General features: G+C 49.2%; 9 protein-coding genes. 3 read left to right on the plus strand and 6 right to left on the minus strand.

Annotated elements, in window-relative coordinates; translation table 11 throughout:
* Positions 1–283 precede the first annotated feature (283 nt).
* Entirely contained in the window at positions 284–1,501 is a 1,218-nt protein-coding gene (locus AAAT87_RS05115) for an MFS transporter (protein ID WP_349225817.1), read from the plus strand.
* A 14-nt stretch (positions 1,502–1,515) separates the two neighbouring features.
* Here AAAT87_RS05115 and AAAT87_RS05120 read toward each other — a convergent pair whose 3' ends face one another.
* From AAAT87_RS05120 to AAAT87_RS05135, 4 genes are all read right to left on the minus strand, one after another.
* Positions 1,516–3,210 (minus strand): MFS transporter, encoded by a 1,695-nt coding sequence (locus AAAT87_RS05120; protein ID WP_349225818.1) that lies wholly within the window; start codon positions 3,208–3,210, stop codon positions 1,516–1,518.
* A 22-nt stretch (positions 3,211–3,232) separates the two neighbouring features.
* Positions 3,233–4,303 carry an HlyD family secretion protein gene (locus AAAT87_RS05125; protein ID WP_428848560.1) on the minus strand — a complete coding sequence of 357 codons (1,071 nt, stop codon included), beginning with the start codon at positions 4,301–4,303 and terminating at the stop codon, positions 3,233–3,235.
* A gap of 135 nt (positions 4,304–4,438) precedes the next feature.
* Positions 4,439–5,764: a TolC family protein gene (locus tag AAAT87_RS05130; RefSeq protein WP_296972822.1), complete on the minus strand. Its 1,326-nt coding sequence runs from the start codon at positions 5,762–5,764 to the stop codon at positions 4,439–4,441.
* A gap of 207 nt (positions 5,765–5,971) precedes the next feature.
* Positions 5,972–7,450: an L-fucose/L-arabinose isomerase family protein gene (locus AAAT87_RS05135; RefSeq protein WP_349225819.1), complete on the minus strand. Its 1,479-nt coding sequence runs from the start codon at positions 7,448–7,450 to the stop codon at positions 5,972–5,974.
* A 266-nt stretch (positions 7,451–7,716) separates the two neighbouring features.
* Between AAAT87_RS05135 and AAAT87_RS05140 the strand changes: the two genes are divergently transcribed.
* Together AAAT87_RS05140 and AAAT87_RS05145 are read left to right on the plus strand one after the other, a co-directional pair.
* The gene (locus AAAT87_RS05140; protein WP_349225820.1) at positions 7,717–10,263 is read left to right on the plus strand and encodes a transglycosylase domain-containing protein; all 2,547 of its coding nucleotides are present in this window, start codon (positions 7,717–7,719) and stop codon (positions 10,261–10,263) included.
* Between the two features lie 9 nt (positions 10,264–10,272).
* Positions 10,273–12,009 (plus strand): AAA family ATPase, encoded by a 1,737-nt coding sequence (locus AAAT87_RS05145; protein ID WP_349225821.1) that lies wholly within the window; start codon positions 10,273–10,275, stop codon positions 12,007–12,009.
* A 65-nt stretch (positions 12,010–12,074) separates the two neighbouring features.
* On the opposite strand, the gene AAAT87_RS05150 is transcribed toward AAAT87_RS05145, so the two are convergent.
* Complete coding sequence (locus tag AAAT87_RS05150; protein WP_295024114.1) at positions 12,075–14,498, minus strand: glycosyl hydrolase family 95 catalytic domain-containing protein; 2,424 nt, start codon at positions 14,496–14,498, stop codon at positions 12,075–12,077.
* Between the two features lie 195 nt (positions 14,499–14,693).
* Positions 14,694–17,546, minus strand: coding sequence for a putative LPS assembly protein LptD (locus tag AAAT87_RS05155; protein WP_349225822.1), 2,853 nt, complete (start codon positions 17,544–17,546; stop codon positions 14,694–14,696).
* Positions 17,547–17,577 lie beyond the last annotated feature (31 nt).

The raw sequence follows: 17,577 nt of genomic DNA on the forward strand, positions 1-17,577 counted from the left end.
CTAAATTCAATGCAATTCTTGCTGTAGTACAACAGTAAGACGATTACTCATGCCCATAGGGGTGCTGAGTAGTTACAGCGCTTCCGGATCAAAGACCATGAACTTATAATTTTTAAAAAAAGAACATTATATTGCACTTTTTCTTGCGTAATCTAGAAATATTTATTACCTTTGCAGGAAATGTACAATATAAGGCACTACTCAATCGTATCTGACTGAATAAAAACAACATAAAATGTTGATTTTCAAATAAGAAAATAAAAAAGATAAAAAAATAAAAGAAATGAACATCAAGTCAATAGGCAGTAAAATCAAGGGAAATCCTACGATGGTAGAGGGTACGGTGTATTCCATGCTCATCATCTGTAGCATTTCCCATTTCCTGAACGATATGATTCAGTCGATTATCCCTTCCATCTATCCGATTGTGAAGGATAAGTTCGACTTCTCGTTTGCACAGATTGGTATCATCACACTGGTCTTCCAGATGACATCTTCCATCCTGCAACCTTTCACAGGACTTTATGCCGATAAGCATCCCCGTCCCTATGCCCTCTCCATCGGCATGTGCTTCACGTTGGTGGGCCTGCTCCTGCTGGCTTTCGCCGAGAATTATTTCCTGATTCTCCTGGCAGTGAGCGTTGTCGGCCTGGGTTCGTCCGTGTTTCATCCCACAGCATCGAGAGTGGCCCAGATGGCATCGGGAGGCAAGAAGAGTCTGGCACAATCCATCTTCCAGGTGGGTGGCAATGGAGGATCTGCAATAGGACCTTTGCTTGCAGCCATCATCATCCTGCCTTTCGGCCAGCATGCCATCTCCTGGTTTGCCCTTGCAGCCCTGATTGCCGCCATCATCATGGTAAGATTGGGAGTCTGGTATAAGGCACGACTGGCTTACGTGGTGAACCATCCTCAGAAACAGCCCATTCTTAATACCCATATCTCTAAAAGGGTGAAGTATTGGGCTCTGTTCATCCTCATCATGCTCGTGTTCTCCAAGTATTTCTATACGGCATGCATTACGAGTTACTTCACCTTCTTTCTGATGGATAAGTTCGGCGTATCGGTACAGACCTCGCAGCTGTGCCTCTTCGTATTCCTTGCCGCCTTTGCCATAGGTACGGTGGCAGGAGGAATGCTGGGTGACAAGTTTGGCAGAAAGTATGTCATCTGGTTCTCCATTCTGGGAGCAGCACCCTTTGCCATCGCCATGCCTTTTGTGAACTTCACATGGACCATCATCTGTACCTTCCTTTCTGGCTTAATCATCGCCTCGGCATTCTCTTCCATCGTGGTATATGCCACTGACCTGATGCCAGATAAAGTGGGATTGATAGCAGGCATTTTCTTCGGCCTGATGTTCGGACTGGGAGGACTTGGCTCAGCGTTCTTCGGCTGGTTAGCTGACAAGACCAGTATTGAGTTTATCTTCCAGGTGAGTGCCTTCCTGCCATTGCTCGGCATCATAGCAGGATTCTTGCCGAATACCCAGAAGAGTTGATGGCTTTCTTGCCTTTATCTTCTTCCCAGGTTTTTCACATTCACATTCTTCAGCAGATACTCACGGGTCAGCTCCTTGATGTTGCGCTTGCGCCAAGGTATCACGAGCATCAAGCCAGCACAAATCAGACAACCATAGAAGGTCCAGCCTGCCATCTCCTTGATGGATACCAGCGTGGCCTGAACCTGTACCTTTGCCTTCACACTCATGGCAGCCATGTTCTGCGCCTCGGTCTCCGTCTTGCCCTGATACTGCATGCCTCTTACCGTCTGGTCATAGGTCTTTGCCGTCTCCAAGCTGGTACGGTCGTAATCCTGTGCAAAGCGGGTGACGTAATACTGCTGGCGATGCTGAAGCACATTGGTGTAGAGCGCCGAACCGATGCAGGGGGCGATGACCATACGGACGGTGAGCATGATGCAGACCCAGGTGGACATGAAGCGGTAAGGCATGCGCTGATTGGCTATCGTGGAGATGAGCGAATAGAGCAGCATCATTCCCGTAGAACGGATGATGATAGGCCATTTCATGCGTTCATACATACCGTCGTTCTGCACCTCGAAATACATAAAGAGGGCGTAGCCTCCGATAAAGAGGAAGCCCAGACAGTACATCCACTTCAGATGAACATTCTTAGCTCTGGCGATGATCGCAAAAATCAAACCCACGGTATATCCCACCATCACCCAGTTGCCCAGAGTGGCATTCTGCCAGTTGTCTATCTTCATTCCCACATTGGTGAATACGTTCACAAACATGGCGCTGGAGTTGCAGACCATCAGAAGGAAGAACAGCATGATGCCGTAATTGACAACCCTGAGCTGGAACACCTCCATGATAAAATAAGGTGAACGGCGGGTCTTCTCCAGATAGATAAATAGGGCGGTGAAGATGAGACAGACCACTGTAGAAATACGGATGGTAGGATCATCAAACCAGTCCAGCGTCTTGCCGAACACCATCACATAGGCAAACGAACAGAGCATGATGCTGAACACCGTGACATTGCCAAACTTCGACATCGTAATCGGGAACTTCGGCATCGGATACTTATGATAAGGCATGGTGAAGAACACGATGATAATGCCCGCCAGCATGAATGCCATCATGAAATGATACACATACTGCCACTCGTAGGCATAGGCAAGCCAAGCCGTGAGCCAGGTGCCCAACTGTCCGATGATCATGAAGAAAAGATAGATAACCGGCTGGGAAACCATCTTTTCTGAATCCATCGCATCCCAAGCCTCCTCGGTGGTAGGCTCGCAACCCGGCGTGATATTCTTCGTTGCCTCAATACCGAAACCATATCGGATGAGTACAAAGAGATGCGCCATCAGAAGCGTCTGTCGGACAAAGCCCATCAGCAGACTGCACAGTCCGAGGATGAACAGTGAATCGGTCTGGGCGCAGACGAAACTGAGCAAAAAGAGTATGGAGAATCCCACGATACACATCATCTTCTCTCTCCGGATGCACACCAGTTCGTAGAAGAACGGCGAGAAAGCCGCCATTCCTATCGACGTGCAGAAGCCCGCAAAGGCGATGTATTCCGACTGGATGCCCAGTCCGCTCATCATCTCTCCGCTGTTGGCGGAATAGACACCACTCATCGTAATCATCGGCACGAAGAGGATGATCATGAAGATGATGCCAAGCGGTTTCGGCACCCAGTCATAGAACGGATAATTCTTATATTCTTCTTCCATATATTACTTCATTTCCTTCAAGCTACTTTTTATTTCTCTCAGCCTTCACAATCACCATCATACCGGCTGCCAGGCGGGCATTGTCTTCCTTGCTGAGGTTAGTGAAGTCGATTCTTACAGGCACACGCTGCTGAATCTTCACGAAGTTACCAGCTGAGTTATCGGTAGGAACAAGAGAATACTTGGAACCGGTTGCTCCGGAGATAGCGGTAACGGTGCCCTCAAACTCCTTGTTGCTGATGGCATCTACTGTCATGCGTACCTTTTGACCCACATAGAGATTCTCTACCTGAGTTTCCTTATAGTTGGCGATAACCCACTTCTGGGCATTAGGCAGGATATAGGTGATGGTGGTTCCAGCGTTCACCATCTGTCCCTCTTCGATAGAGCGGCGACCCAACTTACCATCGCATGGCGCTACAACCACACAATAAGAGAGGTTCAGCTTCGCCATCTCCACCGCAGCCTCAGCACGTTCGATGGCAGCTGTCACATTCTGCTTGCGGGTAACCACCTCGTTCACGCCCTTATAGGCAGCAGCCTGCTGTCGCTTTACCGACTCCAGTTTCTTCTTGGTAGCCGCATATTCCACTTCGAGCTGCTCCAACTGGATTGGTGTAGCAGCCTTCTTCTCTACCAGGTTACGATAGCGCTCGCAGTCTTTGGCAAGTTTGGCAAGGCGCACCTCAATTTCATCGATGGATGCAGAATAGACGGTAGCCGAAGTCTGGGTGGTCTGCTGGGTAGCATCAATGACGTTGGCTCCAGCCTTGGCATCCTTCAGAGCCGCCTCAGCCTCCATCAGGCGGATGCGATACTCACGGTCGTCAAGGATAAGAAGGGTATCACCCTTATGAACCTCCTCGTGCTCCTTGAAACAAACCTTGGCAATATAGCCCGATGCGCGGAGGTTGACAGGAGAGATATACTGCTCTACCTGGGCATCGTTGCTGGTTTCGTTGGCATTATAATCCAGGAAGAGACAGACAATCTTCCAGAGTCCGAAGACGAGGATGGCTACGCCGATGAGACTGGCGATGATCTGGCGGATGCGCTGCTTCTTCAATTTCTTCTGCATTTCTTCGTGAGACATCTGAGTGGTTGCTGCATTATCCTCGTGAGACATCTGAGTAGCTTCTGCATTTTCCTCACGAGCTGTTTCTATCTTGTTATTTTCGTTCTGTTCCATTGTTTTATTCTGATTATTTGTTTCTTTATGATTCCTTTGTTATTTTACCAGTTCCAATTGTCCTGTGAGTTTCAGGAGCGAGAGGTTTGCCACCTTATATTTATAATAGGCGGTAAGATAATTGTTCATTGCCTCGCTCATGCGCATCTCATCCTGGAGAACGGCGGTCATGGAACCTACCCCCTCCTTGTATTGGTCGGCAGTCACATTATATACATCCTGCGCCAGGGTATAGTTGTCAAACTGCTTCTTGTAGTTGCGCTGGCTGTTGTTCACCTCGCTCACGGCGTTCATATAGTCTGCCTGCATTCCCTTGAGTGCATCCTCATATCCAATGCGGGCATTCTCCTCCTCCACTTTGGCACGTCTTATCTTAGAACGCTTCTCGAAACCATCAAAGACTGGCACTCTCAGCTGGATGCCGATGCCGTTGGAACCATACCAGTGGTTTGATTCGCCCGAATGAATCCAATGTTCTATCTTATCGGTGAAGGCAGAATACATCAGGCTACCGGTAAGGCTCACCGAAGGCAGATAGCCATCCTTGGCTAACTTGGTCTGCTTCTGGGCAAGTTCCTTTCTCTTCTCCAGGAGCTGGAGTTCGTAGAGATTGGTGTTCAATCCGTTGGCATTCACCGTCTCTATCTCTCCCGGATTCACCTCCGTTACCTTGATTTGCTTTTCTGCAGGATAATCTATCACATATTTGAGCATGGTATATTGCTGATCGAGCATGGCGATGGCGTTATCGCGCTGCACGGTGAGATTCTCGATGTTGAGTTTCACTCGCTTCACATCCACTTCCAGGGTCATCTGATTGTCGTAGAAAGCCTGGGTGATGCCATAGAGTTCTTCCAGGCGCTTGATGTTGTCATTCACCAGTCGGATCTGCTCAGCCGTATTCTGCGCCATGTAATACATCTTGGCAGTCTGCACGATGAGGTCTTCGCGCGCCTTCTCGTAAGAGAGCTGGTTGAGATGGTCTGCTATCTTGGCAATGTCGATGGCAGTATTCACCATCTGGTTGTAAAGCGGCATCTGGAGTTGCAAGCCTGCTGAAGCATTATACTGCAGGGTTTTGGTAACATTGTAAGGCTTGCCGTAGGCAGAACCGTCAGTCACGGAAACGGGAGGCGTGAAGTTATCGTTCAACTGTGCCACGGCGTTGATCTGCGGCAGCAACTTCGCCTGGTTCTCGCTGATGGAATACTTTCCCTTTGCAATCTCGTTCCTGCTTTTCTGCAGCGACAGGTTATTCTCCACCGCCATCTGCAGGCACTGGCTCAGCGACAGAGTTTCCTGCGCCATCATTGCAGAAAAAGCCCCGAGAGCCAGACAAAAACACAATATCTTTTTCTTGTTCATTTTTAATATGTTTCTTATAATATACAATATGATTGATGTCTGGTGCAAAGATACTGCTTTTCTGTCGATTATCACTATTCACAAAATATCACAAAATGTTCAAAATTGCCGTTTCTTTTAGTGGCGGGGGTTCTTAGAAACAAAAAGGCGATTGCTATCCCCTTTGCGGAAAAGCAATCGCCTTCATTATTTCATATAATTTTTATCTTACTTCCAAGGATTCTCGGTTGGGTAAGGCAAGCTAGCTGGCTGGTTGTAAGCGATATCCTTGATGCCAAGATACTTGAATACCTCGAACAAGGTCTTGCCTACATGAGAGAATGCTACGGCTCCGTGGTGTGGATAACCCTTCTGAATCAATACGTGACGATAGAAGCGGCCCATCTCGTTGATGGCGAAGATACCGATACCACCGAATGAACGGGTAGGAACATCGAGAACCTCACCCTCTGCGATGTAGCTGCGGAGGTTGCCCTCTGAATCGCACTGCAGACGGTAGAATGTGATGTCAGAAGCTGCGATATCACCCTCCAAAGTACCACGGGTGAAGTCTGGTTTACAACCATTCTCCAACAAACGGTTCTGGATGAGCTGATACTTAATCTTACGGCTTGAGCACATCTTGCACTGTGGAGTGTTACCGCAGTGGAAGCCCATGAAGGTATCAGTCAACTTATAATCGTACTTGCCCTTGATGTCCTCATCATAGATATACCGAGGAACAGAGTTGTTGATATCGAGCAATGTAACGGTATCGTCAGAAGCACACATACCGATGTACTCAGACAATGCACCATAGACATCAACCTCGCAAGCTACAGGAATACCGCGGCTAACGAGACGGCTGTTTACATAGCAAGGCTCGAAACCGAACTGGCTTGGGAATGCAGGCCAGCACTTGTCAGCGAATGCTACATACTGGCGAGAACCCTTGTGAGCCTCAGCCCAATCGAGCAATGTCAACTCAAACTGCGCCATTCTGCGGCTGAGATCAGGATAGTAGCAGCCTTCGCCCATCTCCTTGGCCATATCAGCGCAAACCTCGTCGATACGTGGATCGTTCGCGTGCTCCTTATAAGCTACGAGGAGGTCGAGCTCTGAGTTCTCCTCAATCTCTACACCCAGTTCGTACAAGCCCTTGATTGGAGCGTTGCAAGCGAAGAAGTCCTGAGGACGTGGACCGAATGTGATAATCTTCAAGCCCTTCAAACCGAGGATGACGCGAGCTACTGGTACGAAGTCTGCAATCATCTTAGCTACTTCCTCTGCTGTACCAACAGGGTACTCAGGGATGTAACCCTTCAAATGACGCATACCGAGGTTGTAAGAGCAGTTGAGCATACCGCAGTATGCATCACCACGACCATTGATCATGTCGCCGTCACCTTCAGCAGCTGCTACGAACATAACAGGACCGTCGAAGTTCTTTGCAATCAAAGTTTCAGGGGTCTCAGGACCGAAGTTACCAAGGAATACAACCAAGGCGTTGCAACCCTGCTCCTTCACTTCAGCCACAGCCTTGAGCATATCTTTCTCGTTCTCAACTGTAGTCTGACAGTTGAAAATCTCACCTTTGTACTCTTTTACGATGTTCTCACGGCGCTGAGTAGAAAGCGCGATTGGAAAACAGTCACGGCTAACGGCAATAATACCGAGCTTTACTTGTGGAATGTTGTTGCTTACCATAATTCTTGTGTTTTATATTAAGTTTTTATATATTTTTGCTGAGCGCAAAGGTACTAATATTTTTTGTTTCAGCAAGCATTTTAAGAGTTTTTTTATAGTGAAAAAAGTTAAAAACAGAAGATTTCCGCCGGAATGAAACATCCGATAAAGTTCCTGTAACATTTCATATACATCGATTGAGACTTTATAACAAATAAAAACACAAAGATTGATGGTTTTTCAAATTATTATTGTACCTTTGCACCGACAAAAACAGAAAAACGATTATGAACAAAGTCAAGACTATCTTTGCCTGGATATGGCAAAAGCTTTGCGCCTTTTGGCCTTGGTACAAGACATTGTATCAGGGAAGAGCGTGGTACACCAAGACGGTAATCGCCTTGGCAAGTTGTATTGTCGCCTTTATCCTTTATTTAGGTGCTGTCGATATTAACTTCTTATGGCTTTTCGGTAAGTCACCTGGTTATTTTTCAGGTATTCTGAATCCTCAGACTTCCGAGGCTTCCCTGATTTATAGTGCCGATGGCAAGCTTATCGGTAAGTATTTCAATGAGAATCGTACTCCTGTAGAATACGACGAGGTGAACCCTGCCTTCTTCAAGGCTCTGGTAGATACCGAGGATGAGCGTTTCTACAAGCATATCGGTATCGACCCTATCGGCGTTTTCGCTGCTGCCAAGGATGCTCTCCTGCATCACAATGGCCGTGGTGCTTCTACCATTACGCAGCAGCTGGCAAAGAATATGTTCCGCGTCCGTTCGCAGTATTCTACGGGATTGCTCGGCAAGGTGCCTGTACTACGCCTGCTCATCATCAAGAGCAAGGAGTGGATCATCGCCGTGAAGCTGGAGACGGTTTTCTCGAAGAAGGAAATCATCACCATGTATGCCAACACCGTGGATTTCGGCAGTAACTCTTACGGTATCAAGACTGCCGCCAAGACTTACTTCAATACTACGCCAAAGGAGATGACCACCGACCAGGCTGCCGTACTCGTGGGTATGCTGAAGGCTACCACCTATTACAATCCACGTACCAATCCGGAGAACAGTCTGGCACGCCGCAACACCGTATTATATAATATGGTGACACACGGCGATCTGTCACATGCAGAATACGACCAGCTGAAGACTGAGCCTATCAAGCTCGACTTCAAGGTAGAGGAAAACTACGACGGACAGGCAAAATACTTCCGTGAGGCTGTAGCCAACTACCTGAAAGACTGGTGCAAGGAGGAAGGTTACGATCTCTACACCAGTGGTCTGACGATCTACACCACCATAGATACCCGCATGCAGAAGTATGCCGAGGAGGCTGCCCGCAAGCAGATGAAGCAGGTACAGCAGAACTTCAACAACCACTGGAGCATCCGCCGCACACAGGCAGGAAAGGGAAAATGGATGGGACAGGAACCTTGGCAGGATGAGAACCACCAGGTGATTCCAAACTTCATCCAGGGCATCGCCGAGCGACAGCCATTCTACAAGGACCTGGTGGCTCGTTTCCCAGACAATCCAGACTCAGTGAACTACTATTACAAGGAGTGGGTTCACCCGGTTAAGGTATTCGATTACGACAAGGGAAGCATCACTATCAACATGACTTCTGAAGATAGTATCAAGTATATGACTACCTTCATGCACAGTGCTTTCGTAGCTATGGAGCCACAGACGGGAGCCGTGAAGGCATGGGTGGGCGACATCGACTTCGACCACTGGAAGTATGACAAGGTAACAGCCGAGCGCCAGCCGGGTTCTACCTTCAAGCTCTTCGTCTATACAGAAGCAATGAATCAGGGATTGACTCCTTGCGACAAGCGCCGCGACGAATATATCTCGATGGAGGTATATGACAAGAAGAAGCACGAGATGACCACTTGGAGACCATCCAACGCCAACGGTTCGTTCTCGGGTGACAGTATCCCATTGAAGAGTGCCTTCGCCAAGAGTATCAACTCCGTGGCAGTACGCCTGGGACAGGAGATGGGCATCAAGCGCATCATCGAAACCGCCCAGAAGATGGGTATCAACAGTCCACTGGATGACACACCAGCCCTTGCCTTGGGTTCCAGCGATGTCAACCTGCTTGAGATGGCTTGCGCATACAGCACTATTTCAAACAATGGTAAGCACCACGACCCGGTATTGGTTACCAAGATTGTGGACCACGACGGCAAGGTGGTATATGAAGGTCCTTCTACAGAGGAGCAGGTAATTCCTTACAAGAGTGCCTTCCTGATGCAACAGTTGCTGCAGGGCGGTATGAAGGAGCCGGGCGGTACTTCGCAGAGCCTCTGGGGATATGTAGGCAACTACCGTGACACTGAATTTGGCGGAAAGACGGGTACGACCAACAACCACTCAGATGCCTGGTTCATGTGTGTAAGTCCTAAACTGGTGGTTGGTGCCTGGGTAGGCGGCGAATACCGCTGTCTCCACTTCCGCACCGGAGCCTTGGGTCAGGGTGCCCGAACAGCATTGCCAATATGCGGTTACTTCATGCAGTCTGTATTCGGCGATCCTGCCTTCCAGCAGTATCACGCCAAGTTCGACAAGCCACAGGATGGCGACATTACACGAGATATGTATATCTGCGCAAGCTATGCACCAAAACCAAAGGTAGATACCACCCGTGTGGATAGCACCGCATTCACAGAGGAAATCATCCTCGACGAAAACGGCAATCCTATTACCAAGGAGGTTTCTGCAGTCAAGTCGGAAGGAGAATCTTCTGCTTCAGGAGCTACAGAAGAAAAGAAAGAGAAGAAGAAGACAAAGCCAACAGAACAGCCTGTCAACTTCGACGACCTTTAAAAATAAAATATGATTGATCTCGACAATGCGGAGCTGCAGAATGCACTCCAAATCATACAGTTTACCCGTCGTTCGCTTTTCCTCACCGGAAAGGCGGGGACGGGTAAATCTACTTTTCTGCGGTACATCGCAGCCAATACCAAGAAGAAACACATCGTTCTGGCACCTACAGGCATCGCAGCCATCAATGCCGGCGGAAGCACTCTGCACAGTTTCTTCAAACTGCCCTTCCACCCCCTGCTGCCCAACGACAGTATGTATTCCGTGCGCAACATCCGGAATACATTGAAGTATAATTCCGAGAAAATAAAGATTATCCGTGAAGTGGAACTCATCATCATCGATGAGATCAGTATGGTGCGTGCCGACATCATCGATTTCATCGACAAGGTGCTGCGTGTGTATTGCCGCAATATGAGGGAGCCGTTCGGAGGAAAGCAACTTCTGCTGGTGGGCGACATCTATCAGTTGGAACCGGTGGTGAAGGAGGAGGACCGCAAACTGCTGAATCCTTTCTATCGCAGCAGCTTCTTCTTCGATGCCAAGATCTTCCAGCAGTTCCAGCTCGTCAGCATCGAACTCAAGAAAGTTTATCGCCAGAGCGACCCTGTCTTCATCGGCATCCTAGACCATATCCGAACCAGTCAGGCGCAGATGAAAGACCTGCAACTGCTCAACCAGCGGGTGGGTGCCCAGCTCGACGAGAGTGATTCCAAGCTTGCCATCACCCTCTCCACCCGCCGCGACACCGTAGATTTCATCAACGAGAACCAGCTCAAGCTCCTGCCAGGAGAGCCAACACTCTTCCGGGGCAATATCCAGGGCGAGTTTCCGGAAAGCAGTCTGCCTACCCCTATCGAACTTTACCTGAAGACCGGAGCACAGATTATCTTTATCAAGAATGATATCGAGCACCAATGGGTGAACGGTACCCTGGGCACCATCATCGGGTTCGATGATGAGGATGATGCCAAGATATATGTACGCACGGAGAATGGACAGGATGTGATGGTGGAACCAGCCGCCTGGAGCAACATGCGCTATCATTTCAATGAGGTGGAAAAGAAGATTGAGGAGGAGGAGATTGGCAGATACGAGCAATACCCTATCCGACTAGCCTGGGCGATTACCGTTCACAAGAGTCAGGGCTTAACTTTCAACCAGGTGAAGATTGATTTTACGGGTGGCGTCTTTGCAGGTGGTCAGACTTACGTGGCTTTGTCGAGATGCACCAGTCTGGAGGGTATCAGTCTGCAGGAGCCTATCCGTCCCAGCGAGATATTCGTGCGCAACGAGGTGAAGCAGTTTGCCCGCCAGTATAACAACCAGAATACCATCAACACGGCGTTGACGCAGAGCAAGGCAGACAGGCAGTATCACGATGCCGTAAAAGCGTATGACAAGGGTGACATGCAAGCCGCCTTGGATAATTTCTTCCTCGCCATCCACAGCCGTTACGACATCGAGCATCCGCTAGCCAAGCGCTTCATCCGCAAGAAACTGAACAAGGTGAATGAGTTGCAGGTAGAGAACGAGCGGTTGCGTGAAGTTATCAAGCAGAAGGATGAAGAAAAGAAGAAGCAGGAGAAATTCCTGAAGCGCCTAGCCACGGAGTATGTAATTATGGGTAAAGAGTGCGAGAAGGAGGGAATGAAAGAAGCGGCTGTCACCAATTACAGAAAGGCGCTCACCCTCTATCCTAGCCATCCCGAGGCAAAGAGAAGGCTGAAGCATCTCAACGAATAATCATAAAAAATGTGGTTGACAAAACGGAAAACAAATCCGTTTTATCAACCACATTTTTTTATTGATTAAAATCTAACCTCATAGGTCTTGCCCTTCTGGGTCTTCATCTTCTTCACCTTATCTCCATATCTTACCTGACAAGGTTCGCCGGAGCCGGAGAGAATGACAGCCTTGGTAAGGCGGCCGTTGTCCCAATAGATATCCACCGTGAAGTTGCCCTTGGCACGGAGACCCTTGATGGACCCCTTCTGCCATGCATCTGGCAGGGCTGGCAGGAGATGGATAAAGCCCATGTGACTCTGCATCAGCATCTCGGTGATACCCGCTGTACCGCCAAAGTTACCGTCTATCTGGAATGGAGCGTGCGTATCCCAGAGATTGTCCAATGTTCCATTCTTCAGAAGATTACCATAAAGCTTGTAGGCATGATTGCCATCGTGCAGACGAGCCCACTGGTTCAGCTTCCAACCCATAGACCATCCCGTGGCACCATCGCCACGATGCTCCAATACCACCTTGGAAGCCTTCGCCAGCACAGGAGTGGTGATAGGCGAAATGGTGCGGCCCGGATGCAGACCGAAGAGATGGTTCACATGGCGATGCTCATCCTTAGGATCATCTATATCCTTTGACCACTCCATCAACTGACCATAACGGCCAATCTGATAAGGAGCAATGTGCTTCAGGGCATCTTCCCACTGCTTGCGATCCTTGGCATCCTTGCCCAGAATCTTGCTCGCCTCTACGGCATCGAGCAGAATCTCACGAATCACGGCATGAGCGAAGGTGGCACCCTCGTCTATAGGTCCGTGCTCCGGAGAGGTAGAAGGAGCCGCTGTATAGACGCCATCCTTGCGATGCCACAGATAATCTGTTGCGAAATTAGCACTTCCCTTGATGATATCGTATGCTGTCTCGCTCAGGAACTTCTTATCGCGGGTATATTCGTAATAATCCCAGAGATGGGTAGCCAACCATGGACCGGCAAATGGAGAGAAGTTCCAAGACATATCCTCGCTTGCCAGCGGAGAAGTGAAACCGAAGATGTTGCTGGATACAGATGTGGTCCAGCCACGGGTACCATAATATGACTTGGCTGTCTTTTCACCCGGCTTCACCTGTGTCTGGATGAAGTCGAAGAGCGGAAGCTCGCACTCGCTCAGGTTGGTGGTGCAGGCTGGCCAGTAGTTCATCTGGAGATTGATGTTGTTATGGTAGTCAACACGCCAAGGACCATCCACGTTGTTGTGCCATACACCCTGCAGGTTGGCAGGCATATTGCCAGGACGTGAAGAGGCAATGAGCAGATAGCGGCCAAACTGATAGTAGAGCTGCTCCAGATAGAAATCCTTAGCACCCTTGCGGTAGTTAGCCAGGCGCTCATCAATAGGCATATCGTTGGCGTTATCCACATCATTCAGATTCAGGCTCACGCGATTGAACAGACGGCTGTAATCCTTGTAATGCTCATCGAGCAACTGCGCATAGCCCTTGCCCTCTGCCTTGCTCACCCAGTCGTGGGTAGTAGCCAGCGGATCCACGCCCACGTAGGTCTTAGGATCGTTGTAGTCAGGGTTATTGTTTGCCTTGTAATCGGTATCGGCAGAAATGAGGAATACCACCTCGTCGGCACCCTTCACGGTCAGCTTTCCTCCTTCGTTAGAAAGGCTACCGCCCTTGTTGATGGCACGGATGCGGATGGCATACTGCATATCGTTGTTATCGAGACGTGCATCCCAGAGCAGACCGTTCTTGCCGTCAGCCACCATCTTGCCTGTAGAGACAGGGTTAGGCGCATAAGAGAATACGAGATTCTGCTTACCAGGACGGGAAGCCTTATATCGGATAGCCATCACATTGGCTGGATAAGAGATGAAATATTCACGCTGATAGCTCACTTCATCCTTGACGAAAGAAACGGTAGCCAAAGCTGAATCGAGCGACAGGGCACGGCGATATTTCGACATACCCACGGTGCTCAGTCCGGTCTCGATATACGCCTCGCCCATCGTGGTAAAGCTACCGAAACGGAATGGATCCTCGGCATAAGACTCGTATGGAACCGGACTGTTGAAGTTCTTGCGGGTGAGCTGCGAAGCCTTCTCCCAGTCGTTGGCAGCAAAGGCATCTCTGATTTCCTGCATCACATGGGCAGAATTCTTGTTCACATCCCAATAGTAGGCAGCGCCCTTCTTGGTGTTCGGACCGCCACGCCAGAGCGTCTTCTCGTTCAGGGTGATACGTTCGGCCTCAACCGATCCCAGGATATTGGCACCAATGCTTCCGTTACCTATCGGCAATGACTTTGACTCCCAATCCGAATCCGGATTGCGGGCGGTATCACCAGCCGAGATTGGCTTTTTGTGCGTCCATTTCTCAGGATGGCCTCCATACCAAACTTGCTGTCCCTTCAGGGTAACAGGCGTGTCGAACCAGTAAGACAATGCTGTCTTCTGCTGTGCGGTGGCAGAAAGTGCCCCCAGCATCATAAAGGTTAAAATAGATACGGTTTTCTTGTTCATTATATATTATATTTAGTCTGATTACTTATTTTCAGATAATCGCTACAAAAATACGATTAAAAATCGACATATCCAAATATAGGGTCATAAAAAACGAGGATAGCCAGCATTTTTTCAATACTTGCTATCCTCGTCTTGCTATTTCATATCGTTCCGGGTGGCTTAATACCACTGTACAGCATTCGAATAACCGCTTCGCTTGTCATACTTCAGGGCATCCGTCAATGTGGCTGCATTGCATCGGAAGGTGAAGTTATAGCTGGTATATGGCGCCAGCACTACCGAACAGCTCATGTTGAAGCAGTGCAGGTCACGGGCCAGACTTGCAGTGGTCATACTCAGCTTATGATTATCAAAATCATAACCGGAAGAGAAGCTGATGTTCCATCCGTCGCTGATACGAACGTTACCGCTCATATTCAGGTTCTGGGTGAACTTGTATGGATATCTCATCGATTTCTCGTTGAACTTCTCTCTTCGGGTATCCTCACGCATGGTGACACCATATCCGAAGGTGAGCGACCATGGCATCTTGAATGCCATATAGCCGTCGGAATCGGTCTTGGCTTTTCCGCCACCACTCTTCTTGGCTCCCGTCTTTCCCTTCTCCATACTGTCGTCCACGTTGCTCTCTATGTCGGTATCCATACCTTCATCGTCATCGTCCTTGCGCTTGTTCTTGTCCTTGTCGTCCTCATCACTGCCTCCGCCGAAGAGTTTCTTCAGTTTCTCAGGATTCAGGGTGAACGAGAAGTTCTGCGACATACCCTGGAATCGTCCGAACCTACCCTTGCCCCACTCGGTGTGGTTGCCGACATATACGTTGCCGTTCTCATCCATCTCGTAGGCGTAGGTGGCAAACACGGCGTTCATGTTGAAGGTATAGTTCTTCCACCACTTCAGTCGCAGGTTGATGTTCATATCACTCCAAGGGCGCACCTTGGCAGCGGTGTTGTAGCTCATGCTCACATCAAACGCATCAATGAGGCTCACCTTCTTCAAGCTGTCGTTCTTATCCCTCCATTTCATCTCCAGGTTGTTGCCCAGAGTGAAGGAAATGTTACCACTCTTGCCCTTGCCCGGCACACCGTAGAGGGCATTCTGATATGGCGAATAACTTACCAGCGATACATTGCCGTCGGCATCAGTCTTCTGATAAGTATCCCAGTAGCCGTAATGCGATGCTCCGAAATCAGGTGCATAGCTGAAGCTTACCGTCGGGGTAATCACGTGGCGGATCCTGTCTATCCTGTTGCCGAACAGCTTGCGGTTAGGAATCCAGAAGCCGTAAAGCTTGGTAGAGAGTCCTATGCTCATGTTCCAGTTATATACGTTGTGGAATCCGTAGGTGGTATCACAAACCTCTTTCTGCGCAGTGGCATCCCACGATTTCTCCACCTTGTTGGTGTACATACGGTCGGTGAAGTTGAACGAAGGATTCACGTTGAGATATTTGAAGAGGGTGAAGGATGCACTCACCGGAATCTGATGCTGCCATCCGTTTCGCCAGTCCTTGATGAGCGAACTGTGCATCAGCTTATCCTCCTTGGTATTGATACTGTTGGAGATATGTCCGGTATAGCTCATGGCTATCTTCTCGTACCATTTCTCATCACCCACCATCTTCTTTCTGCGGAAAGGATAGAAGCGGGAGATACTGATGTTCAGGTCGGGCAAGGTCATCGCTATGGATGAGTCACGCATATTCTGCGAAAGGTTTGCCGTAGAACTGAGCGACATTCCGATGCTCGAGAAAGTGGTGCTCCAGCTTACGGAAGAGGTTCTCGTACTCTGCGTCATCGTCTGAGGATTATAGAGCGAGTTGAGGTTGTTGCGCTCATAGCTCGATGTGGCGAAGTTGACGCTTGCCGAAAGCGAACTGAACGGATTTGCCTTGGAATCCTGTCGGTGACTCCACTGCACCTTGAAACTCTCATGCTTGGTGAAGTCAGGCATTCCCTTGTCACCCGTCTGCGTATCCTGGTAACTGAAGTAGAAGGAACCGGAATACTTGTATCGCTTGCGGTAGTTGCTGGCTGCAGAAAGTCCCCACGAACCCTTGGTGTAGATTTCTCCCAGCAGTTTCAGATCCCACTTGTCGCTGATGGCGAAATAATATCCACCATCACGGAGATAGAAACCACGGTCGCTCTCATCACCATAGGTAGGCATGATGAAACCGCTGCTGTAGCTCTTGGTGAACGGGAAGAATCCGTATGGGATACCCAGCGGCATCGGCACATCGCAGACCACGAGATAGGCGGGGCCGAAGATGACATCCTTGCCCGGGCGCACCTTGGCTCTGGAGAGCGAGATGTAGAAGTCGGGATGCGGATCATCGCAGGTGGTATATCTGCCATGCTGCAGATAGACGACACCCGAAGAATCTCGCTTCGACTTCATACCGGTGAGGAATCCATCCTGCTGCTCGGTATATACATTATTAATAAGGGCCTTCTTGCTCTTGAAGTTGAACTTGATGGTATCGGTATCATAGGTATCATTGCCCATCTTGAAGACCGGTTTTCCCTTGATGCCTCCCTCAGCCATCGAGTCCTTGGTACCGCTGGCTCTCACATTGCTCTTGTCCAGATCCATGGAGATGCGGTCGGAGGTAAGATCCATGTTCTCGTACTTCACGTTCGAGTTTCCATAGAGATGCGCCACCTTGTGGTGGGCATCATATACCAGCGAGTCGTCGGCCTGATACTGTACAGGTGCGTCGATGCCTCCCGACTTCTTTCTGTTGATACTGTCGAGTCGGATACTGTCATCCACCACCTTATTATGTTTCCATATAGCCTTCTGCAGCGAGTCCATCTGGGTGGTATCGGTCTCCGTACTGATGATTTCATTGCCGAGCGAATCGACAAAGACGGAGTCGCCCACAGCCACGGCAGTAGAATCCACCTGAGCCTTCTTGTCTTTCTTTTTAGAAGGCATACCCGGGTTTGCCACCATCATGCAAGAGATGGCAGCAAACATCAGTGCAGCTATAGTTGATTGTTTTCTCATTCAGAAATTATTGTTAAGAAGTCACCCAACT

The sequence above is a fragment of the Segatella sinensis genome (assembly GCF_040095255.1).
Lineage (GTDB): Bacteria > Bacteroidota > Bacteroidia > Bacteroidales > Bacteroidaceae > Prevotella > Prevotella sinensis.

Coding starts and splice junctions, on each gene's coding strand:
- AAAT87_RS05115 (WP_349225817.1), top strand. CDS start 284: ATGAACATCAAGTCAATAGGCAGTAAAATCAAGGGAAATCCTACGATG.
- AAAT87_RS05120 (WP_349225818.1), bottom strand. CDS start 3,210: ATGGAAGAAGAATATAAGAATTATCCGTTCTATGACTGGGTGCCGAAA.
- AAAT87_RS05125 (WP_428848560.1), bottom strand. CDS start 4,303: ATGTCTCACGAAGAAATGCAGAAGAAATTGAAGAAGCAGCGCATCCGC.
- AAAT87_RS05130 (WP_296972822.1), bottom strand. CDS start 5,764: ATGAACAAGAAAAAGATATTGTGTTTTTGTCTGGCTCTCGGGGCTTTT.
- AAAT87_RS05135 (WP_349225819.1), bottom strand. CDS start 7,450: ATGGTAAGCAACAACATTCCACAAGTAAAGCTCGGTATTATTGCCGTT.
- AAAT87_RS05140 (WP_349225820.1), top strand. CDS start 7,717: ATGAACAAAGTCAAGACTATCTTTGCCTGGATATGGCAAAAGCTTTGC.
- AAAT87_RS05145 (WP_349225821.1), top strand. CDS start 10,273: ATGATTGATCTCGACAATGCGGAGCTGCAGAATGCACTCCAAATCATA.
- AAAT87_RS05150 (WP_295024114.1), bottom strand. CDS start 14,498: ATGATGCTGGGGGCACTTTCTGCCACCGCACAGCAGAAGACAGCATTG.
- AAAT87_RS05155 (WP_349225822.1), bottom strand. CDS start 17,546: ATGAGAAAACAATCAACTATAGCTGCACTGATGTTTGCTGCCATCTCT.